We start from the raw sequence: 18,580 nt of genomic DNA, 5'->3' as shown, positions 1-18,580 counted from the left end.
TCACTCACCGCCCTGCTCCGGGTTAAACCCTGCCTCGCGCAGATCAATACCGATGCGCACGAGCTCCTCGCGCGTGTATCGCTCGCCGACGAACGTCACGGTGAGGCTGCGCTCCTCATCGGTGTCGTCCGGGTCATCAAGCGGGCCACTCTGGAGGCTCTCCGCGCGGCGAAGCTCCACAATCGCGTACGAGCTCGCGAGATGCTCAACGCGATCGCGGCCCCACTCCACGAGGGTGATTGACGTGTCGAGATCCGAATCCAGGTCGAGATCCTCGATGTCCCAATCCTCGTCGAGTCGATAGGCATCGACGTGCACGAGATTGGGGCCCTCGGCGTTCGCGGGATGCACGCGCGCGATGACGAAAGTCGGCGATGCGACGTTGCCGCGAACATCGAGCTCCCGCGCAAACCCCTGCGTGAATGTTGTCTTCCCAGCGCCAAGCGGACCATCAAGCACGAACAAGTCGCCTGCCTTCGCATGATGCGCAATGGCACGAGCGGCCCTTCGCGTGTCCTCCGCCCCCGACGTGCGCACCGTAAACGAGCGCGGCGCTGGCCGCTCCCCCTCAACGCTCCACGTGCGCTCGTTTGGGTCCGACGCCAGCGGGAGCACAATGCGCGGAACGCGCGAGGACACCGACGTCAGAATCTCGTACGAGATGGTTCCGGCCTCTCGCGCGAGATCCTGCGCGGTCCACACGCCCGGATATCGCTGCGGGTCGCCGAAAATCACGACGCGGTCGCCGGGCTTCGCATCACTGTCGGGGCCGAGGTCCAGCACGATCTGGTCCATCGAAATTGTGCCCACCTGCGGGACAAGCCTCGATGCCGAGGTCGTCTGCACAAGTACCTGGAGCCGATTCGTCAGCCGACGATCGAGGCCATCCGCATAACCGATCGGCACGAGCGCGAGAGTCGTCGCGCGCTCGGTAACAAACCGCGCGCCATAGCCCACGACTTGCCCCGCCTCGACGCTTTTGACGAGCGAGATGCGGGAGGTCAGCGACATCGCTGGACGAAGATCCAGATCAGTCTCCACCGGCGAGTAGCCGTAAAGCGTAATGCCCGGGCGCACCATGTCGTAGCGGAACTCCTCCCCCGCGAGCGCCCCCGCACTCGCCGACAGATGCCGAAGCGGAATGGGACCCGCAGAAGCCTCGAGCCGCTCACACATCGCCTCAAACCGCTCAGCCTGCTCTCGCACGCTCGCATCGCCCGGGACATCCGCATTGAACAGATGACTCATGGCGCCTGCGAGCGACACGTGCGGGCTTTCGAGGATCACCGCTCCGATCTGCTCGACCTCGCTTGCAAAAGCACCTTCGCGGCCCATTCCGGTCTCGAAGGAGACATGCACTCGCGCGCGCCGCTCAATGGAGCGCGCGGCCTCAATCACAGCCTCGAGCTGCGCGAGAGAACTCACGGCGAGATCAACGCCCGCGCCGATCGCGTGGGGAAGCACATTCTTCGCGGACACCGGCTCGTGAAGCCACGCGAGAATCGGCACGTCAAGATCGGCATGCGCGAGGTCAAGAGCGGTCATGGGGTGGGCGACACCGAGCCACGTTGCACCGCCAGCGATCGCCGCGCGGGCCGCTTCCACCATGCCGTGCCCGTATCCGTCGGCCTTCACAACCGCCATGAGAGCGATGTAGTCCGGGATCGCCTCACGAAGCTGCGCGGCATTGTGGGCGATCGCCTTGAGCGAAACCTCAGCGCGGTTCGGGCTCATGAGCGGATCGATTTCGGGTGTCAGGTTCATGCTTGGGGCTCCTCATCCCCGCGCGCCCCGCCTCGCGTGTCGCGGGCCTCCAGGACGACCATTGCGGTCGCAAGGTTGCCATCGTGCGAAAGCGACAGGTGCGCAAAACGTAAGGACTGCGCATTCGCGGTCGCAAGCGCAGCACCGCGCAGCACGAGGTAGGGGCGTCCATGCTCGGTGCGGCGCACGATCACGTCGTGCCACGAAAGGTCGCCCGGATTCCCGAGCGCCTTGCCGAGCGCTTCCTTCGCGGCCACACGAGCAGCGAGAGAGGCAAGGCTCAACTCGCGCTCCTCAGGGGCAAAAAGCCGTTCACGAAGGCGCGGAGACCGCTCGAGGCGATCCCCTAGGCGCTCGATATCAACGATGTCTACTCCGATGCCCGCGAACGCTTCGTTACCGAAAGGCAGGAAGCTTCGCTCACACGCAATCGGAGAGTTCGACATGGCCTCCATTGTAGGTCGGGCCGTAGAGCCCCGCCCGGGCTCGTTACTCGACCGTGACCGACTTCGCGAGGTTTCGGGGCTGATCGACGTCGAGCCCCTTGGCGGTCGCGAGTTCGCACGCGAAAATCTGCAGCGGGATGATCGTGAGCAGCGGCGCAAACAGGGTGCGCGTTTCGGGGTATCGGATCACGACGTCGGCGTACGGCTCAACGTCGGTATCGCCTTCTTCTGCGATCACGAGCGTGAAGGCGCCGCGAGCGCGGACCTCCTGAATATTCGAGACGACCTTCGCGTGCAGGGAGTCGCGCCCGCGGGGGCTCGGCACGACGATAAACACCGGCTGGCCCTCTTCGACGAGCGCGATAGGCCCGTGCTTGAGCTCGCCCGCGGCGAATCCCTCCGCGTGAATATAGGCGATTTCCTTGAGTTTAAGGGCGCCTTCGAGCGCGGTTGGGAAACCCACGTGACGGCCGAGGAACAGCACGCTCGTCGCGTCCACCATGTCTCGCGCAAGCTTCTCGACCTGACCGGAGCGATCGAGCACCTCTTGGATTTTGCCGGGGATTTCCTCGAGATCGCGCATGATCGCCTCAATCTCATCCCCGTAGAGGTTACCGCGCACCTGGGCGAGGAACAGCCCGAGGAGGTAGCACGCCGCGATCTGCCCGAGGTATGCCTTGGTCGAGGCAACCGCGATTTCGGGACCAACGTGAAGGTAAATGGCGGCGTCGGATTCGCGCGGGATGGTCGCGCCTCGCGTGTTACAGATCGCGACAACCTTCGCGCCCTGTTCCTTCGCGTAACGGACCGCCATGAGGGTGTCCATCGTCTCGCCCGATTGCGAGATAGCAACCACGAGCGTGCGCTCGTGGACGATCGGATCGCGGTAGCGGAACTCGTGAGCGAGTTCGACCTCGACGGGGATTCGGCACCAGTGTTCGATGGCGTACTTGACGACCTCACCGGCATTGGCGGCGGTTCCACACGCGACCACGATGATCTTGTCGATCGAGCGCAAGTGCGAGGGGTCGATGCGCATTTCGTCGAGAACAATCTCGTTATTGTCGAGACGCCCGAGGAGGGTGTCGGCGATAGCCTTCGCCTGCTCGTGGATCTCCTTCGCCATGAAGGAGGGGTACCCGGATTTCTGAGCGGAGGCCGCGTCCCACTCAATCGTGTACTGCTTCGGCTCGGGGACGGGGGTGCCGTCGAACTCGATCACGTCGACGCGTTCGGCACTCACGGTGGCAATCTGGTCTTGGCCGATCTCGACGGCGTGCTTCGTGTGGTCGACGAACGCGGCGACATCGGAGCCGAGGAAGTTCTCCCCCTCGCCGAGGCCGACAACGAGCGGGCTGTTGCGGCGAGCTGCGACGATCACGTCCGGATTGTCTTCGTGGATTGCGAGCAGCGTAAAGGCCCCTTCGAGGTGCGCGACGCACGCACGCATGGCCGCCGTGAGGCTCTCGGCGGTCTCACATTCGCGCGCGAGCAGGTGGGCGACGACCTCCGAGTCGGTGTCCGAGAGGAACGCGTAGCCGTCGTCGGCAAGCTCCTTTTTGAGGGCGGCGAAGTTTTCGATGATGCCGTTGTGGACAAGCGCTACCTCGCCGTTTTTACCACCGAGGTGGGGGTGGGCGTTCGTGTCGCTTGGACCGCCGTGAGTCGCCCAGCGGGTGTGCCCGATGGCCGCTCGCGCTTTCGAGGATTCGTGGCCCTCGAGCTTGTCGCGAAGGTTTTGAATTTTTCCGGACGCCTTGAAGAGCTCAATTTCCGTTTCGCCGCAGCGGGCGATCCCTGCCGAGTCATAGCCGCGGTATTCGAGGCGACTCAGTCCCCCAAGAACGACCTCACTCGGTCGCGATGACGTGCCCGCTCCGGCGGGCCCTACGTATCCTACGATTCCACACATGAAACAGAGAGTAATCCTCGCCGCATGAAAAAACGCTGCTTCACACGTGCGCGTCACCATAAACTTGAGGAATGCACGAGCATCAAGACCTCTCCGTTCCTTTCGAGCGCGACCCACACCGGGGACGCACACCGATTGATGACTCGCATCTCACGCCGTTCACGGAGATCAGCCGTGCGGACTGGGCCCGGTTAAGCGACCAAACCCCTCTACCCATGACCCCCGAGGAGGTCACGGAGATTCGCGGCCAGGGAGACCCCCTCGATTACGCCGAGGTCAACGACATTTACCGTCCCATTTCGAGGCTCCTGAACCTCCAGGTCATGACCGCCCAGCATCTGCGTAATCTCCGCCAGAGCTTCCTCCAAGAGCACTTCCGCCGCACGCCCTTCGTGATCGGCGTTGCGGGGTCAGTCGCGGTTGGTAAGTCCACAACCGCGCGGCTTTTGCGCCTGCTGACGGCCCGTTGGCCCGAGACCCCCCGGGCTCAGCTCATCACGACCGATGGTTTTCTCTACCCGACCGCCGAGCTCAAGCGCCGCGGCATTCTCGAACGCAAGGGTTTCCCTGAAAGCTACGACCGCCGCGCTCTTTTGCGTTTCATCGCCGACGTCAAGAGCGGCAAGGATCGCGTCGAAGCGCCGGTTTATTCACACATCTCTTACGACCGAGTTCCGGGCGAGCGCATCATCGTGGAGCGCCCCGACGTGCTGATCGTCGAAGGTCTCAATGTTCTCCAACCGGCGCGCCCCCGTGCCGATGGCCGCCTCGGCGTCGCCGTCTCCGACTTCTTCGACTTCTCCATTTACGTCGATGCGAAAGAGGACGACATCCGCCGCTGGTACATCGACCGGTTCCTCACGCTGCGCCAAACGGCCTTCTCGAACCCCGAATCGTACTTCCGCAGCTACGCCGACCTGAGCGACAGCGAGGCAATCGAACGCGCTGGTCACGTGTGGGACACGATCAACGGCCCGAACCTCAAAGAAAACGTGCGGCCCACACGCGGTCGTGCTGATCTCATCCTCCGCAAGGGCTCGAATCACCAGATCCACTCGGTGTTGCTACGCCGCATCTAGCACCCCCGGCAGGTGCTCAGCTCAGCTCCGGCAACTGCCCCAGCCGCCTCCCCGGCACTGCCCGGCCGCTGCCCCAGCCGCTGCTCCAGCCGCTGCCCCGCTTGCAGCCCCCGGCAGCTGCTCAGCTCAGCTCCGGCCGCTGCCCCGGCCGTCTCTCTCTATGAAAAAAATCAGGGCCCGACGACTTCCCAACCGCCGTCGGACCCCAAATTTTCACAAAGTGAAACGCTTCAGATAAAAACCCTCAGCCCTCGAGCGCCAGGCGATCACGCACGATGCCCGCGAGCCGCTCGGCGATGCTGTGGGCTTGGTAGTCATCGGCCGCTTCGACCATGACGCGCACGACGGGCTCGGTGCCCGACGGGCGAAGAAGCACGCGGCCGGTATCACCGAGTTCGGCTTCGGCGTCCTCGACCGCCTTTGTCACGACTGCGTCGATCTGGGCGCGGTTCTTGTCGACGCCCTTGACGTTGATGAGGGCCTGCGGCATGCGGGTCATGACGCTCGCGAGCTCGCGGGCGCTCTTGCCGGTTTCCTTCATGCGCTGGAGAAGGTGCAGGGCCGTGAGTTCGCCGTCGCCCGTCGACGCGTGCTCGAGGAGGATGACGTGGCCGGATTGTTCGCCACCGAGAGAGTAGCCGCCGAGAGTCATTTCTTCGAGGACGTAGCGGTCACCGACGGAGGTCTGCCCGAGCTGGATACCGTGCTCACGCATGGCGAGCTTGAGGCCGAGGTTGCTCATGACGGTCACGACGAGGGTGTCGTCGGCGAGCTTGCCTTTTTCCTTGAGGGCGAGGGCAAGGATCGCCATGATCTGATCGCCGTCGATGACGGCGCCGTCGGCATCAACTGCGAGGCAGCGATCGGCGTCGCCGTCGAAGGCAACGCCAATATCGGCGCTGTGCTCGACCACGGCGCCTTGCAGCTGCTCGAGATGAGTCGAGCCGCAGTCCTCGTTGATCTGGCGGCCGTCGGTTCGGTCGCCGAGCACGTGGATTCGTGCGCCTGCACGCTCGAGGGCCCTGGGACCGGTCTCGAAGGAAGCGCCGTTCGCGCAATCGACGACGACGCTCAGTCCGTCAAGGGAAACGTCGAGGGTCGAGAGAAGGTGATCGACGTAGCTGTCGATCACGTTGTCGTAGGGGGTGATCGAGCCAACCTCTGCGCCGAGCGGCCGCGACCACTCTTCGTGAAGGCGCGCTTCGATCGCATCTTCGACCTCGTCGGGGAGTTTCACTCCGCCGCGCGCGAAGAATTTGATGCCGTTATCGGGGTGCGGGTTGTGGCTCGCGGAGATCATGACGCCAAGATCGGCTTCGGACTCTTTCACGAGGTAGGCGAGGCCCGGAGTGGGCAGTACGCCTGCATCGAGCACGTCAACGCCAGCGGAAGCGAGACCTGCACAGATCGCCGCGGAAATGAAGTCGCCCGAGGGGCGCGGATCGTGGGCGACGATTGCGCGGGGCTTCGCCCGGCCCTCGCCGCTTTCACTCGGTTCGAATGCGCCGAACTGCCCGAGGACGTGGGCTGCTGCGACGGCAAGTTCGACCGCGAGCTCCGCGGTGATGTCTTTGTTCGCCACTCCGCGAACGCCGTCGGTTCCAAACAAACGTGCCATGTGGTGTCTTCCTTCATTAGGGTGCACGAGGCGTGCACGAAAACTCTTCGAGTGTAACGGGGGCGCTTTAGGTGACCATGAATTGCACGAGTAGGAGCTGCACCACGATGCCGAGCGCGTAGACCGCGGCGTAGCCGGAGGCGGTGCGTTCATCGTCGTGGCCGAGGTTGAGTGCGTGCTCGAGAACGACCGACTGACCGACGAAGGCCGCGACGGCACCCGCCGAGCGCTCGAGGCTCACCCCGAGCAGCGCTCCCGCCACGGGAACGAGGGGAAGCATGAGCATGAGGGAGGCAGCCGCGACAAGAGCAACCTTGAGGCCGTCGAGGGTGAAGGCATTCTCCGCGAACGAGGGCCCAGAGATCACCCCTACCGCCGCCAGAAAGACCGACAGACCGAGTTGGCGAATGGTGAGATTCACGGGTCTTGGCAGAGTCCACAGGATGGGCCCCGTGTGCTCCCACCGGCCGAGGATGAGGCCCACGACAAGCGGTCCCGCGGCGCTGCCAAGCGCGAACGACGCGCCCCCGCCGATGGGGATGCTGACGAGCCCCAGGAGCAGCCCGAAGGAAATCCCGAGGCCGAGCGCGAGAAAGTCCACGCTGTTGATGCGCTTTTCGCTGTCGCCAAGGTATTCGGTGATGCGAACGATTTGTTCGCGTGGCGCAACGACGCGGACACGGTCGCCGAGTTCGAGGCGAGTCCACGGCGACGCGACCATGTCTTCATCCCCACGACGCAGGCGGGTCACGATAGCGCCATAGCGCGAGGCGATCCGGGTTTCGCGAAGGAGTCGCCCTTCGAGTCTTGGGTTGGAGACGAGGATGCGGCGGTAGTCCACGGCGCTGCGGTCATCGAGGAGCCGGTGTTCGGCGCGCTCGCCGATTGTCTCGAGTGCCTGATCGAGCGATTCTGGAAAGCCCACAAGCACAACCTCATCGCCTTCGTGCAAAACGGTGTCGGTCCGCACGATCGTCATCATGCCGCGCCTGAGCAGGTACGACGCCGATACCGTCCCCTCGCGCACACCCGGCACATCCATGAGGGCAATCGTTGAGGTCACGCGCACACTCATGTCTCGAATCTGGGAGCCGCGGGGGCGGCCGGGGTCCCTTCGAGACGCGAACTTCGAGCGCACCCACGTGCTCGACATCATGATCGACACGAGAATCATGGGAATGATGACGCCGAACGGGTATGCAATCGCGTAACCCACGGCGGGGATCGTCGAGCCGCCGGTCGCCCTGCTCGCGGCTGCGAGGGCCGGAGTCGAGGTGAGCGTGCCAGTGAATGTGCCCGCGGTCAGTTCTTTCCCGAGCCCAGCGGCGGAGCCGAGAATGCTGACGCCCACGGCATAGATGGCGAAGAGTCCGACGGCGGCTAGCATGAGCCGGTATTGCTTTCGCATGTCGCGGAAGAAACCATTACCGGCACTGAGCCCGATCATGTAAACGAAGAGGGCAAGCCCGAACGTTTGATACACGCCAAAGCTTTCGCCGAGGCGCGGATCGAGCGCGCCGACGATGAGGCCCACGAAGAGGGCACCCGCCGCACCAAACTGGACGGGGCCAAAGCGCATGCGACCGAGGAGCGTGCCGAGCGCCATGACGAGGAACAGCGCTAGCAGTGGCTGCTCGGTGAGAATTTCGAGGACGACCACGTTTACAACCTTAGGCCTTCACACCGTTAACGACCGAAGGCGCCACCGGTGAGGTGACGCCTTCGATGCAGTGCAAAGTGCTGGCGATCAGCGCTTCGAGAACTGCGGAGCCTTACGGGCCTTCTTGAGGCCGGCCTTCTTACGCTCGATGACGCGGGCATCGCGCGTGAGGAAGCCCGCCTTCTTGAGCGCGGGGCGGTTCGCTTCGGTGTCGATCTCGTTGAGCGCACGCGACACGCCGAGGCGCAGCGCACCGGCCTGGCCCGAGGGGCCACCGCCGGAGATGCGGGCGATTACGTCGAAGCGGCCCTGGAGGTCGAGAAGCTTGAACGGATCGTTCACTTCCTGCTGGTGCACCTTGTTCGGGAAGTACTCCTCGAGGGTGCGCCCATTGACCTTCCACTCGCCGGTGCCGGGCACGAGGCGCACGCGGGCGACAGCCTGCTTGCGGCGGCCGGTGCCGTAGCCGGGAGCGGAGATCGACGAGCCCTTGCCGACGGGCGCGTCGTTCGTAGATTCGGTGGTGTAGTTCGAGGCGTCGCCTTCGAACTCCTCAACTTCGGGGGTGGTTTCTGCCACTTGATTTCCTCAGATCTCGTATCGGCGTAGCCGGGCGGGGCCCGTTACTGCGCCACCTGGTCGATGGTGAACGGGACCGGCTTCTGAGCCTGGTGCGGGTGCTCGGGACCCGCGTACACCTTGAGCTTCTTGAGCTGCTGGGTGGCAAGCTTGTTCTTCGGGAGCATGCCCTTGACAGCCTTCTCGATCGCGCGCTCGGGGTTCTTCTCGAGCAGCTCGGCGTACCGAGTCGCGCGCAGGCCGCCCGGGTAACCCGAGTGGCGGTATGCGAGCTTCTGCTCGAGCTTCTTGCCCGTGAGGGCAACCTTCTCAGCGTTGATGATGATGACGAAGTCGCCCGCATCCACGTGGGGTGCGAAGACCGGCTTGTGCTTGCCGCGCAGGAGCTGAGCGGCGTGGGAAGCGAGCCGGCCGAGGACGACATCAGTTGCGTCAATGACGTACCAGGAACGCTCGACGTCGTCGTGCTTCGGGGTGAACGTACGCACTCGTGCCTTCTTCTCTCGTTTAAGTGCCTCGCGACGCCCCTTGTGGGCGCGCAAGAACACGGTTCGAATGGACCGTGGACACGCTTCCTTTGGTTTAAAGCATGACCAAGAAATGTCGTGCTGAACCGGCAGCCCGGGTTTAGGGGCGGGCGTGGGGCTCAGATGCGTGTGAGGAGCTCTTTCGCGCCGAACGTGAGAAAGCGGCAGCGGCAAAGCGCGCATCTATGGCACAACAGCCCTCTACTCTAGTGCGGATCCGCAGCGAGGGCAACGGGCCGACGGCTGCTCGCCTCTTGTTTTCCCTCACATTTGGCGGGCGAGGCTTCGCCGGTATTGGGCAACCGTCGGACTTTAACGGCGTTCAAACGGCGCACCGCGCTTGCCGCGCGTTTGACGAGCCCGTGCCGCCCATTCGGCTTCTTCCGGGTAGTCGATCCGCTCGAGCGTAAGGCCGGAGGGGGCGAACATGGGGGCGCTGCCGGCTTCGTCGCGCCTGGGAATTGTGATGAGCGCAGCCATCCACTCGGCGTCGAGGCGGTGCTCGCCGACCGCGACGCTCGCGCCGACGATCGAACGGACCATGTGATGGCAGAACGCGTCGGCGGTGACGGTGGCGACAACGAGCCCCTCGTCTTTGCCTGTTTCGGGGCGCTCCCACGTGATCTCGTGGAGCGTGCGGATTGTCGTCGCATCTTCACGGGGTTTGCAGAAGGACAGGAAGTCGTGTTCGCCGACGAGTGCGCGCGCGGCAGTGTTCATCGCCTCTGCGTCGAGCGAGCGCTTGTGGAAGGCGACGTCGCGGCGCAGGGGGTCGCGCCGCGCATGCTTGTCACAAATGCGATAGCGGTAGGTGCGCGCAAGCGCGCTGAAGCGGGCATCAAAATCTTCACTGACGACGCTCGCGCGCCGAACGGCGATGTCGCGGGGCAAAACTGCGGCGAGGCGCTGAACGATTGAGTCCTCGCACGAGCGGTCACTCCTGCCCGGCATTCGCTGCCACCGCTCGTATGGAATGTCGACGTGCACGACCTGGCCGCTCGCGTGGACACCAGCGTCGGTGCGACCGGCGACCGTGACTCGAATGTCCTCACGCACGATTTTTGCGAGCCCCGCTTCGAGTTCCCCCTGGACAGTGCGTAGCGTCGGCTGAATTCCCCACCCCTTAAAGTCGGTACCGTCGTATGCGAGGTCGAGGCGCACTCGCAGCCGCGGCACTGGCTCGAGCGAGGACTTGGGGGCTGTGGGCTCGGTGTTCACCCCAGAAGCCTAGCCCGAACCGCTAGGGTTAAGGCGTGAAAATTCTCGTAGTGGGCACCGGCGCGCGCGAGCACGCCCTCGTGCGACGCCTCAGCCAAGATTCCATCCCTCACGATCTCCACGCCGCCCCCGGCAACCCGGGCATGGAGGCCCACGCGGCCATCCACGACGTTTCTCTCGGTGATAGCGCGGCCCTCACCGCGCTTGCGCTCGAGCTCGGCATCGAACTCGTCGTCATTGGCCCCGAGGCGCCGCTCGTTGCGGGTCTTGCCGACGATATGCGCGAGGCTGGCCTCACCGTGTTCGGCCCCTCGAAGGCTGCGGCGGAGCTCGAAGGCTCGAAGGACTTCGCGAAGCGCATCATGAGCGAAGCGGGGGTGGCGACCGCACGCTCGATGACGGTGGCGGATCCGGCGTTGCTCGAAGCAGCACTCGACGACATGAACCCGGGAGGGAGCACCCCCTACGTCGTCAAGGCCGACGGCCTCGCTGCCGGCAAGGGCGTCGTCGTTACGTCCTCGCGCGAGGAGGCACTAGCACACGCCCGCGACTGCCTCGCAAGCGGAGCACACGGCTCGCGCGTCGTTCTCGAGGAGTATCTCGACGGGCCCGAGCTTTCGGTGTTCTGCGTGTGCGACGGCGAGAGGGCCGTTCCGCTCGTTCCAGCCCAGGACTTCAAGCGCGCGTTTAAGGGAGATGAGGGCCCGAATACGGGCGGCATGGGTGCCTATTCACCGCTGCCGTGGCTCGACGAAAACGCCGCGATGAACGCGACCGTCGAGTCGATCGCCGAACCCGTCATACGCGCCATGCGTGAGCGCGGCACTCCGTTCACAGGTCTCCTTTTCTGCGGCCTCGCGGCCACCAGCGAGGGACTCAAGGTCATCGAGTTCAACGTTCGCTTCGGCGACCCTGAGACCCTCGTGGTCCTCGAGCGCCTCGGGAGCGACCTCGGTGAGCTCCTGCAGGCCGCCGCGACCGGGGATCTCGCGAGCGTACCTGACCTCGCGTGGCGCGACGAGAGCGTGGTCGCCGTCGTGCTCGCGAGCGAGGGTTATCCACTCGCCGCCCAGACCGGGCGAGAGATCACGGGTCTTGACGAGGTAGGAGAGGAAGGCTGCACGGTGATCCACGCTGGCACCGAGCGAGATTCCGACGGCACCTTGCGCTCGAGTGGCGGCCGTGTTCTCAGCGTCGTGGCGCGCGAGAACACGCTCGAGGGTGCACGCGTTCGCGCACAGTCGGCCATCGCACGGGTCTTGCTCGAAGGCTCCCACTACCGAACCGACATCGCCGAGCGGGCAGCTCTCGGCGCTATCGAAAGGGTGACCCAGCTGTGAACACGAATGTGAATGGCGCGCTGACCGAGGCCCCCGCTCTCGAGGGCTGGGACCACGTCTTGAGTGGAAAGGTGCGCGAGCTGTACGTTCCCCACGGGAGCACGCTTGCCGAGGCGCACGAGGTGCTCGTCGTCGCGACCGATCGAATCAGCGCATTCGATTACTCGCTCACCCCGGGAATCCCCGATAAAGGACGAATTCTGACGGCGATGTCGCTTTTGTGGTTCGACCATCTCAAGGGCGTCACGGACAATCATGTGAAGAGCGCCGTCGACGTTCCCGATGCGGTTCGGGGGCGCGCCCTGCACTGCGAGGCTCTCGACATGGTCCCGCTCGAATGCGTCGTGCGCGGCTACCTGACCGGCTCGGGGCTCGCGGACTACCTGCGCGACGGCGCGGTGGGCGGTCACGTCCTTCCCGAGGGCCTCGTCGACGGCTCCCGCCTCCCGTCCCCGCTCTTTACCCCCTCGACGAAGGCCGAGCAGGGAGAGCATGACGAGAACATCACCGTTCACGAGGCTCGCGCGAGGCTTGGGAAGGACCTCGTCGACGAGCTCGAGGAGCGCACTGTCTCCGTCTATCGAGCAGCGGAGCATTTTGCGCGAGAGCGGGGCATCATTCTTGCTGATACAAAGCTCGAGTTCGGCCACTCGCGACACACCGATAACATCGTGCTGGGTGACGAAGTTCTCACTCCGGATTCCTCGCGATTTTGGGCCGCTGACCAGTACGAACCCGGGCGCGCGCAGGCCAGTTTCGACAAGCAGTTTGTGCGCGATTGGCTCACGAACGAGAGTGGCTGGAACAAGAACACCCAGGTCGCACCGCCTGTACTCCCCGCAAGCATCGTCGAGGCGACTCGCGAGAAATATATCGAGGCCTACGAGCGCCTTTCGGGCGAGAAATTCTAGCCCTCCCCACCTGCCTTCCAGACCTCGGCGATACCATGTGACCGCCGCCACGGAGCGGGCTCAAAGTCCCCTACACATATAGGCCTCACTCCTACGGTGGAACTACCAGCACACCTCACGAGCATGCGGCTTAGCCCCCGCCATGGAAGGAAGGCTCACATGACTGCTGTGGAAGAAAAGAACGCCGGAGCCCAGGGCGAACAGCTCGACCCGTGGCGCGGTTTTAAGACCGGCGACTGGAACGAGAACATCAACGTTCGCGAGTTCATCCAGCTCAACTACACCCCGTACGAGGGCGATGCCGAGTTCCTCGCGGGTGCGACCGACAAGACTCTTCGCGTGTGGGACACCCTCGAGAAGAAGTACCTCTCGGAGGAGCGCCGCCGCCGCGTCTACGACGTGGATACGAAGACCCCCGCCGACATCGACGCCTTCCCCGCTGGCTACATCAGCGAAGATGACGACGTCATCGTCGGCCTTCAGACCGACGTTCCCCTCAAGCGCGCGATGATGCCCTTCGGTGGCTGGCGCATGGTGGAGACCGCGATCAAGGAAGCCGGTAAGGAACCGGATCCGGAGATCAAGAAGATCTTCACCAGGTACCGCAAGACCCACAACGATGGCGTGTTCGACATCTACACCCCGCGCATCCGCGCAGCACGTAGCTCCCACATCATCACCGGTCTTCCCGATGCCTACGGTCGCGGCCGCATTATTGGCGACTACCGTCGCCTCGCGCTCTACGGCGCGGACTTCCTGATCGCCGAGAAGAAGGCCGCGAAAGACGCGGTTTCGGATCAGCCGTTCAGCGAGCACTGGGCACGCTTCCGCGAAGAGCATGCCGAGCAGATCAAGGCTCTCAACAAGCTCGTCATCCTCGGCGACTCCTACGGCCTTGACCTTCGTCGTCCCGCCGCTACCGCTCAGGAAGCCGTGCAGTGGGTCTACATGGCCTACCTCGCCTCGGTCAAGAGCCAGGACGGCGCCGCCATGTCGATCGGCCGTCTCTCGCCGTTCCTCGACGCGTACATCGAGCGCGACCTGCAGGAGGGCCGCATCACGGAGACAGACGCGCAGGAGATCATCGATGCCCTCGTGATCAAGCTCCGTATCGTGCGCTTCCTCCGCACGATCGACTATGACCAGATCTTCTCGGGCGACCCGTACTGGGCCACCTGGTCGGATGCCGGCCTTGGTGAGGACGGCCGTTCGCTCGTCACGAAGACCTCCTTCCGCCTCCTCCAGACCCTTCGTAATCTCGGTCCGGCGCCCGAGCCGAACATTACGATCTTCTGGGATCCGAAGCTCCCGCAGGGCTACAAGGACTTCTGCTCGGCCATCTCGATCGAGACGAGCTCCGTGCAGTACGAGTCCGATGAGCAGATCCGTAATCGCTGGGGCGACGACGCAGCAATTGCGTGCTGTGTGTCCCCGATGAAGGTCGGCAAGCAGATGCAGTTCTTCGGTGCGCGCGTGAACTCCGCGAAGGCGCTGCTTTACGCGATCAACGGCGGCCGCGACGAAATGAGCGGCAAGCAGGTCACCGAAGAAGGTCTGTTCGCCCCCATCGAGGGCGAGGGCCCGCTCGACTTCGACGAGGTCTGGCAGAAGTACGAAGAGATGCTTGACTGGGTGATCGGCACCTACGTTGAAGCGCTCAACATCATTCACTACTGCCACGACAAGTACGCCTACGAGGCGATCGAGATGGCGCTTCACGATTCGGATATCACGCGCACGATGGGCTGCGGCATCGCTGGCCTCTCGATCGTCGCGGACTCGCTCTCCGCGATCAAGTACGCCAAGGTGTACCCGATCCGCGACGAGTCCGGCCTCGTTGTCGACTACCGCACCGAGGGTGACTTCCCGATCTACGGTAACGACGACGATCGCGCCGACGACATCGCCGCGACCGTTGTGCACACGATCATGTCGAAGATCAAGGCAATCCCGATGTACCGTGACGCGATCCCGACCCAGTCGGTGCTCACGATTACGTCGAACGTCGTGTACGGCAAGGCGACCGGCTCGTTCCCCTCGGGCCACGAGAAGGGCACGCCCTTCGCCCCGGGCGCTAACCCGGAAAACGGCATGGATAGCCACGGCATGGTGGCCTCGATGCTTTCCGTTGGCAAGCTCGACTACAACGACGCGCTGGACGGCATCTCGCTGACCAACACGATCACCCCGCAGGGCCTCGGTCGCACGAAGGACGAGCAGGTCAAGAACCTGGTCGGCATTCTCGACTCCGGCTTCATCATGGACGACGAAGACTGATCGTCTGAACCCCTAAATGTGAATCGGTCGGGCGCGAGCCCCTCGGGCTCGGCCGGTTTTCACCCCCACATTTCCATCACTCTGATTGAGGAGAGAATAATGGCAGTCAAGACTTTCGACGAGCGCCTTGAGTCCATGAAGACCAACCGCGCAGCAAACAACATGGAGTCGGGCCTCTACCACGCGAACATCAACGTGCTCAACAAGGAGACCCTTGTCGACGCGATGGAGAACCCGGAGAAGTACCCGAACCTCACGGTTCGCGTGTCGGGCTACGCCGTGAACTTCGTGAAGCTCACGCGCGAGCAGCAGCTCGACGTTCTCAACCGCACCTTCCACCAGGGCGCCTGAGACATCCCCTTTACACGCATGATGCGCAATAATTGACGCATCGAAGCGTTCACCTGTTGGGCCTGGAAGCTCCGGTTTCCGGGCCCAACTCTTTAGGGCGCATGCCCCCGATCGGCGGCACGTGTGCCCACCACGATTTTCACGAGAGGCGTTTCATGACCGAGTCCGAGGCCAAGAGCATCAGCCAGGTTGACCTTCCGCTTCACAAGAGGCGCCAGGGCGCCGGCATTGAGGGGCTCGAGGAAACGCACCTGGAGCGCCCTGATCGACTCCAGGCGGTACGCGAAGGCGAACTCGCCTCGATTCACTCGTGGGAACTTGTGACGGCAGTCGACGGCCCCGGCACTCGCCTCACGATCTTCTTCAGTGGCTGCCCGCTTCGCTGCCTGTACTGCCACAACCCCGACACGTTCGAGGCGAAGAACGGTCAGGACGTGACCGCTGACGAGATCATTGGGAAGATCCGCCGCTATCGCCGCATTTTCAAGGCCTCGGGCGGCGGCATTACGCTCTCGGGCGGCGAGGTTCTCCAGCAGCCCGCCTTTGCCAAGCGAATCCTCGAGGCTGCCAAGGACATGGGTGTCCACACCGCGATCGATACGTCGGGTTTTCTCGGCCGCAATGCCTCAGACGACCTGCTTGAGTCGGTCGATCTCGTGCTTCTCGACGTTAAGAGCGGCGATCCCGACGTGTATAAGCGCACGACTGGCCGCGACCTGCAGCCGACGATCGATTTTGGCGATCGCTTGAACGCGAAGGGGATCGAGGTGTGGGCGCGTTTCGTGCTCGTTCCTGGACTCACCGACGACTATGACAACGTCGAGAAAGTCGCCGACATCGTTGAGCGGTGGCGCTCGAACGTGAGTCGTATCGAGGTGCTGCCCTTCCACCAGATGGGCACCGACAAATGGGATTCACTCGGCCTCGACTACAAGCTGCGCGATACCCGGCCGCCGGAGAAGGAACTCGTCGAGCGCGTGCGTGAGCAGTTCCGCGCGCGCGGAGGCTTCGAGGTTCATTAATTCCGCCGCGCCGCTGCGCCGCTAAAAACTGAGGGTACGACCCTGCCCGGGTTCGGTACCCACGGGCCAATCTCGCACTTCGCATTCCTTGGGAGCGAAGGCGCGCGACTGTTTCAGATAGATCGCTCGCCCCTCGGCAGAGGCCACGCGATCGTGCACGGGGATCGCCACGGCAGGTTTCACAATTCTGAGGAAATCGATCGTTTCGTGCATTTTCGACCACGGCGCGACGAGGGGAAACGACAGAACGTCAGCCCCGACGATTTCGGGGTGCGGGGCGAGCGAGTCACCGGTGTGCACAAGTGTTTTCTCGCCGGCCGCTTCGACGATAAGCGCCACGTTTCCCACGGGCGGGATAGACGGGTGGATGGTCGCGTGGGCTCCCCCGGCTGCGGTGACGGTGACGGGGAAGGGCCCGACGCTCGCTCGCTGACCTGGCGCGAGAGGCGTGAAGCGCTCCCGAAAGCGTGAGGTCTCGGGGTTGTCGCTTAGAGCCTGCGCGGTTTGAGGCTCGAGAAGGATTGCTGCCTCGGGGTTGTGCGCGAAAAGCTCCGCAAGGAATGGCGGGTGCGCGTGATCGGGATGCTGGTGGCTGATCGCAATCGCGTCAAGATCGGTAAGGTGCGTGAGCGAAGGCTCGCTCAAATTGCCGGGGTCGATGAGGAGCCGGGTGGTGTCGGACTCTCCCGCCCCTCCCTCCCCCGCGCGCGCTCCGGTGCCGCCGCGGTACGAAACGAGCAGAGCGGAATGGCCAAAGTGTGTAATGTCCATGCCGCCACAGTAGGGGCAAAAGATGAGGACAGGCCGCACTGGCCGGTAGAATCATCGTGTGCGCGACGCGCGCAGTTTTCGACGACACTTTCGTGCCTACTGTTTTCTGGAGATGACATGCCCCGCCTCATCGTCGACGTAATGCCGAAACCCGAGATTCTTGACCCACAGGGAAAGGCCGTTCTCGGCGCTCTTGGACGACTCGATTTCGAGAACATCACCTCGGTCCGTCAAGGCAAGCGTTTTGAGCTCGAGGTTGAGGGCGACGTGACCGACGACGTGCTCGAGCGCGTGCGCGAGGCGGCAACCGAGCTGCTCTCGAACCCCGTTATCGAAGATGTCGTGTCGGTGCGCGTCGAGGAGGAGCAGGCCTGATGCCCGCAATCGGTGTGGTGACCTTTCCCGGGACCCTCGACGATCGCGACGCACTTCGCGCCGTCACGATCGCCGGCGGTGAGCCGGTTGCGCTGTGGCACGCGGACGACGACCTGCGTGACGTCGATGCGGTGATCCTTCCGGGCGGCTTCAGCTACGGGGATTATCTGCGGGCGGGCGCTATTTCCCGTTTCGCGCCGATCATGGAACGCGTGGTCGATGCGGCCAAGGGCGGCATGCCCGTGCTCGGGATCTGCAACGGCTTCCAGATCCTCACCGAGACGCACCTGCTTCCCGGTTCGATGATCAAGAATGCGCACCGGACGTTCGTGTGCCGCGATCAGCCGCTTCGCGTTGAGAACACGCGAACGGCGTGGACAACCGCATACGCCGAGGGCCAGATCATCCGAATCCCTCTGAAGAATCAGGACGGCCTCTACGTCGCTGATGAGAAGACTCTCGACGAGCTCGAGGCCGATAATCGCGTGGTGTTCCGTTACGCCGAGGGCGCCGTCGGCGGCCCCGCTGGTTTCGAGGACAACCCGAACGGCTCCTATCGCGGGATTGCCGGAATCACGAACAAGTACGGCAACGTCGTGGGGCTTATGCCGCACCCGGAGCACGCCGTCGAGGCAGGCTTCGGCCCGGACATGCCGGGAGAAGGTACCCGCACGGGCGTGGATGGCCTCGGCTTTTTCACCTCGGTCATGAAGTCGATCCTCGCCTAAGG

17 protein-coding genes are annotated in these 18,580 nt (G+C 63.9%); 8 read left to right on the top strand and 9 right to left on the bottom strand.

From position 1 onward, the window contains the following. The 3 genes from alr to glmS are packed head-to-tail and all read right to left on the bottom strand — an operon-like array spanning position 1 to position 4,122. The gene (alr, locus tag HMPREF1484_RS05710; protein WP_016664078.1) at positions 1–1,764 is read right to left on the bottom strand and encodes an alanine racemase; all 1,764 of its coding nucleotides are present in this window, start codon (positions 1,762–1,764) and stop codon (positions 1–3) included. Continuing rightward, a complete protein-coding gene (locus HMPREF1484_RS05705; RefSeq protein ID WP_101686762.1) occupies positions 1,761–2,210 on the bottom strand; it encodes a holo-ACP synthase in 450 nt (149 codons plus the stop codon). The genes alr and HMPREF1484_RS05705 overlap by 4 nt, the downstream gene beginning before the upstream one ends. Positions 2,211–2,253: 43 nt before the next feature. Next, positions 2,254–4,122 carry a glutamine--fructose-6-phosphate transaminase (isomerizing) gene (gene glmS / locus HMPREF1484_RS05700; protein WP_016664076.1) on the bottom strand — a complete coding sequence of 623 codons (1,869 nt, stop codon included), beginning with the start codon at positions 4,120–4,122 and terminating at the stop codon, positions 2,254–2,256. Positions 4,123–4,193: 71 nt separating this feature from the next. On the opposite strand from glmS, the gene coaA reads away from it, so the two are divergent. Next, the gene (coaA, locus tag HMPREF1484_RS05695) at positions 4,194–5,201 is read left to right on the top strand and encodes a type I pantothenate kinase (protein ID WP_016664075.1); all 1,008 of its coding nucleotides are present in this window, start codon (positions 4,194–4,196) and stop codon (positions 5,199–5,201) included. A gap of 244 nt (positions 5,202–5,445) precedes the next feature. Here coaA and glmM read toward each other — a convergent pair whose 3' ends face one another. The 5 genes from glmM to truA form a co-directional block, all read right to left on the bottom strand. Beyond that, positions 5,446–6,819: a phosphoglucosamine mutase gene (gene glmM / locus HMPREF1484_RS05690; protein ID WP_016664074.1), complete on the bottom strand. Its 1,374-nt coding sequence runs from the start codon at positions 6,817–6,819 to the stop codon at positions 5,446–5,448. A gap of 67 nt (positions 6,820–6,886) precedes the next feature. Beyond that, positions 6,887–8,479 (bottom strand): aspartate:alanine exchanger family transporter, encoded by a 1,593-nt coding sequence (locus HMPREF1484_RS05685; RefSeq protein ID WP_016664073.1) that lies wholly within the window; start codon positions 8,477–8,479, stop codon positions 6,887–6,889. A gap of 87 nt (positions 8,480–8,566) precedes the next feature. Further along, positions 8,567–9,058 (bottom strand): 30S ribosomal protein S9, encoded by a 492-nt coding sequence (rpsI, locus tag HMPREF1484_RS05680; RefSeq protein ID WP_016664072.1) that lies wholly within the window; start codon positions 9,056–9,058, stop codon positions 8,567–8,569. A 44-nt stretch (positions 9,059–9,102) separates the two neighbouring features. Continuing rightward, on the bottom strand, positions 9,103–9,546 hold the full coding sequence (gene rplM / locus HMPREF1484_RS05675; protein ID WP_016664071.1) for a 50S ribosomal protein L13: 444 nt from the start codon (positions 9,544–9,546) through the stop codon (positions 9,103–9,105). 351 nt (positions 9,547–9,897) lie between these two features. Further along, positions 9,898–10,803: a tRNA pseudouridine(38-40) synthase TruA gene (gene truA / locus HMPREF1484_RS05670; RefSeq protein ID WP_016664070.1), complete on the bottom strand. Its 906-nt coding sequence runs from the start codon at positions 10,801–10,803 to the stop codon at positions 9,898–9,900. A gap of 35 nt (positions 10,804–10,838) precedes the next feature. On the opposite strand from truA, the gene purD reads away from it, so the two are divergent. From purD to pflA, 5 genes are all read left to right on the top strand, one after another. Then, positions 10,839–12,143: a phosphoribosylamine--glycine ligase gene (gene purD / locus HMPREF1484_RS05665; protein ID WP_016664069.1), complete on the top strand. Its 1,305-nt coding sequence runs from the start codon at positions 10,839–10,841 to the stop codon at positions 12,141–12,143. Next, positions 12,140–13,054 (top strand): phosphoribosylaminoimidazolesuccinocarboxamide synthase, encoded by a 915-nt coding sequence (locus tag HMPREF1484_RS05660; RefSeq protein ID WP_016664068.1) that lies wholly within the window; start codon positions 12,140–12,142, stop codon positions 13,052–13,054. Before purD ends, HMPREF1484_RS05660 begins: the two co-directional genes overlap by 4 nt. A 159-nt stretch (positions 13,055–13,213) precedes the next feature. After that, positions 13,214–15,331 (top strand): pyruvate formate lyase family protein, encoded by a 2,118-nt coding sequence (locus HMPREF1484_RS05655; protein ID WP_016664067.1) that lies wholly within the window; start codon positions 13,214–13,216, stop codon positions 15,329–15,331. A gap of 99 nt (positions 15,332–15,430) precedes the next feature. Continuing rightward, positions 15,431–15,682, top strand: coding sequence for an autonomous glycyl radical cofactor GrcA2 (grcA2, locus tag HMPREF1484_RS05650; protein ID WP_016664066.1), 252 nt, complete (start codon positions 15,431–15,433; stop codon positions 15,680–15,682). 155 nt (positions 15,683–15,837) lie between these two features. Then, positions 15,838–16,704 carry a pyruvate formate-lyase-activating protein gene (gene pflA / locus HMPREF1484_RS05645; RefSeq protein WP_016664065.1) on the top strand — a complete coding sequence of 289 codons (867 nt, stop codon included), beginning with the start codon at positions 15,838–15,840 and terminating at the stop codon, positions 16,702–16,704. A 21-nt stretch (positions 16,705–16,725) separates the two neighbouring features. On the opposite strand, the gene HMPREF1484_RS05640 is transcribed toward pflA, so the two are convergent. Then, positions 16,726–17,475, bottom strand: a complete 750-nt coding sequence (locus HMPREF1484_RS05640) for an MBL fold metallo-hydrolase (RefSeq protein ID WP_016664064.1) — start codon at positions 17,473–17,475, stop codon at positions 16,726–16,728. A gap of 117 nt (positions 17,476–17,592) precedes the next feature. Between HMPREF1484_RS05640 and purS the strand changes: the two genes are divergently transcribed. Both purS and purQ read left to right on the top strand, forming a co-directional pair. After that, on the top strand, positions 17,593–17,850 hold the full coding sequence (purS, locus tag HMPREF1484_RS05635; protein WP_016664063.1) for a phosphoribosylformylglycinamidine synthase subunit PurS: 258 nt from the start codon (positions 17,593–17,595) through the stop codon (positions 17,848–17,850). After that, entirely contained in the window at positions 17,850–18,578 is a 729-nt protein-coding gene (gene purQ, locus HMPREF1484_RS05630) for a phosphoribosylformylglycinamidine synthase subunit PurQ (protein WP_016664062.1), read from the top strand. The genes purS and purQ overlap by 1 nt, the downstream gene beginning before the upstream one ends. The last annotated feature ends 2 nt before the right edge of the window (positions 18,579–18,580 follow it).

This window comes from Dermabacter sp. HFH0086, from assembly GCF_000413375.1.
GTDB lineage: Bacteria > Actinomycetota > Actinomycetes > Actinomycetales > Dermabacteraceae > Dermabacter > Dermabacter hominis.
This window is presented reverse-complemented; position numbering and strand designations above follow the sequence as displayed.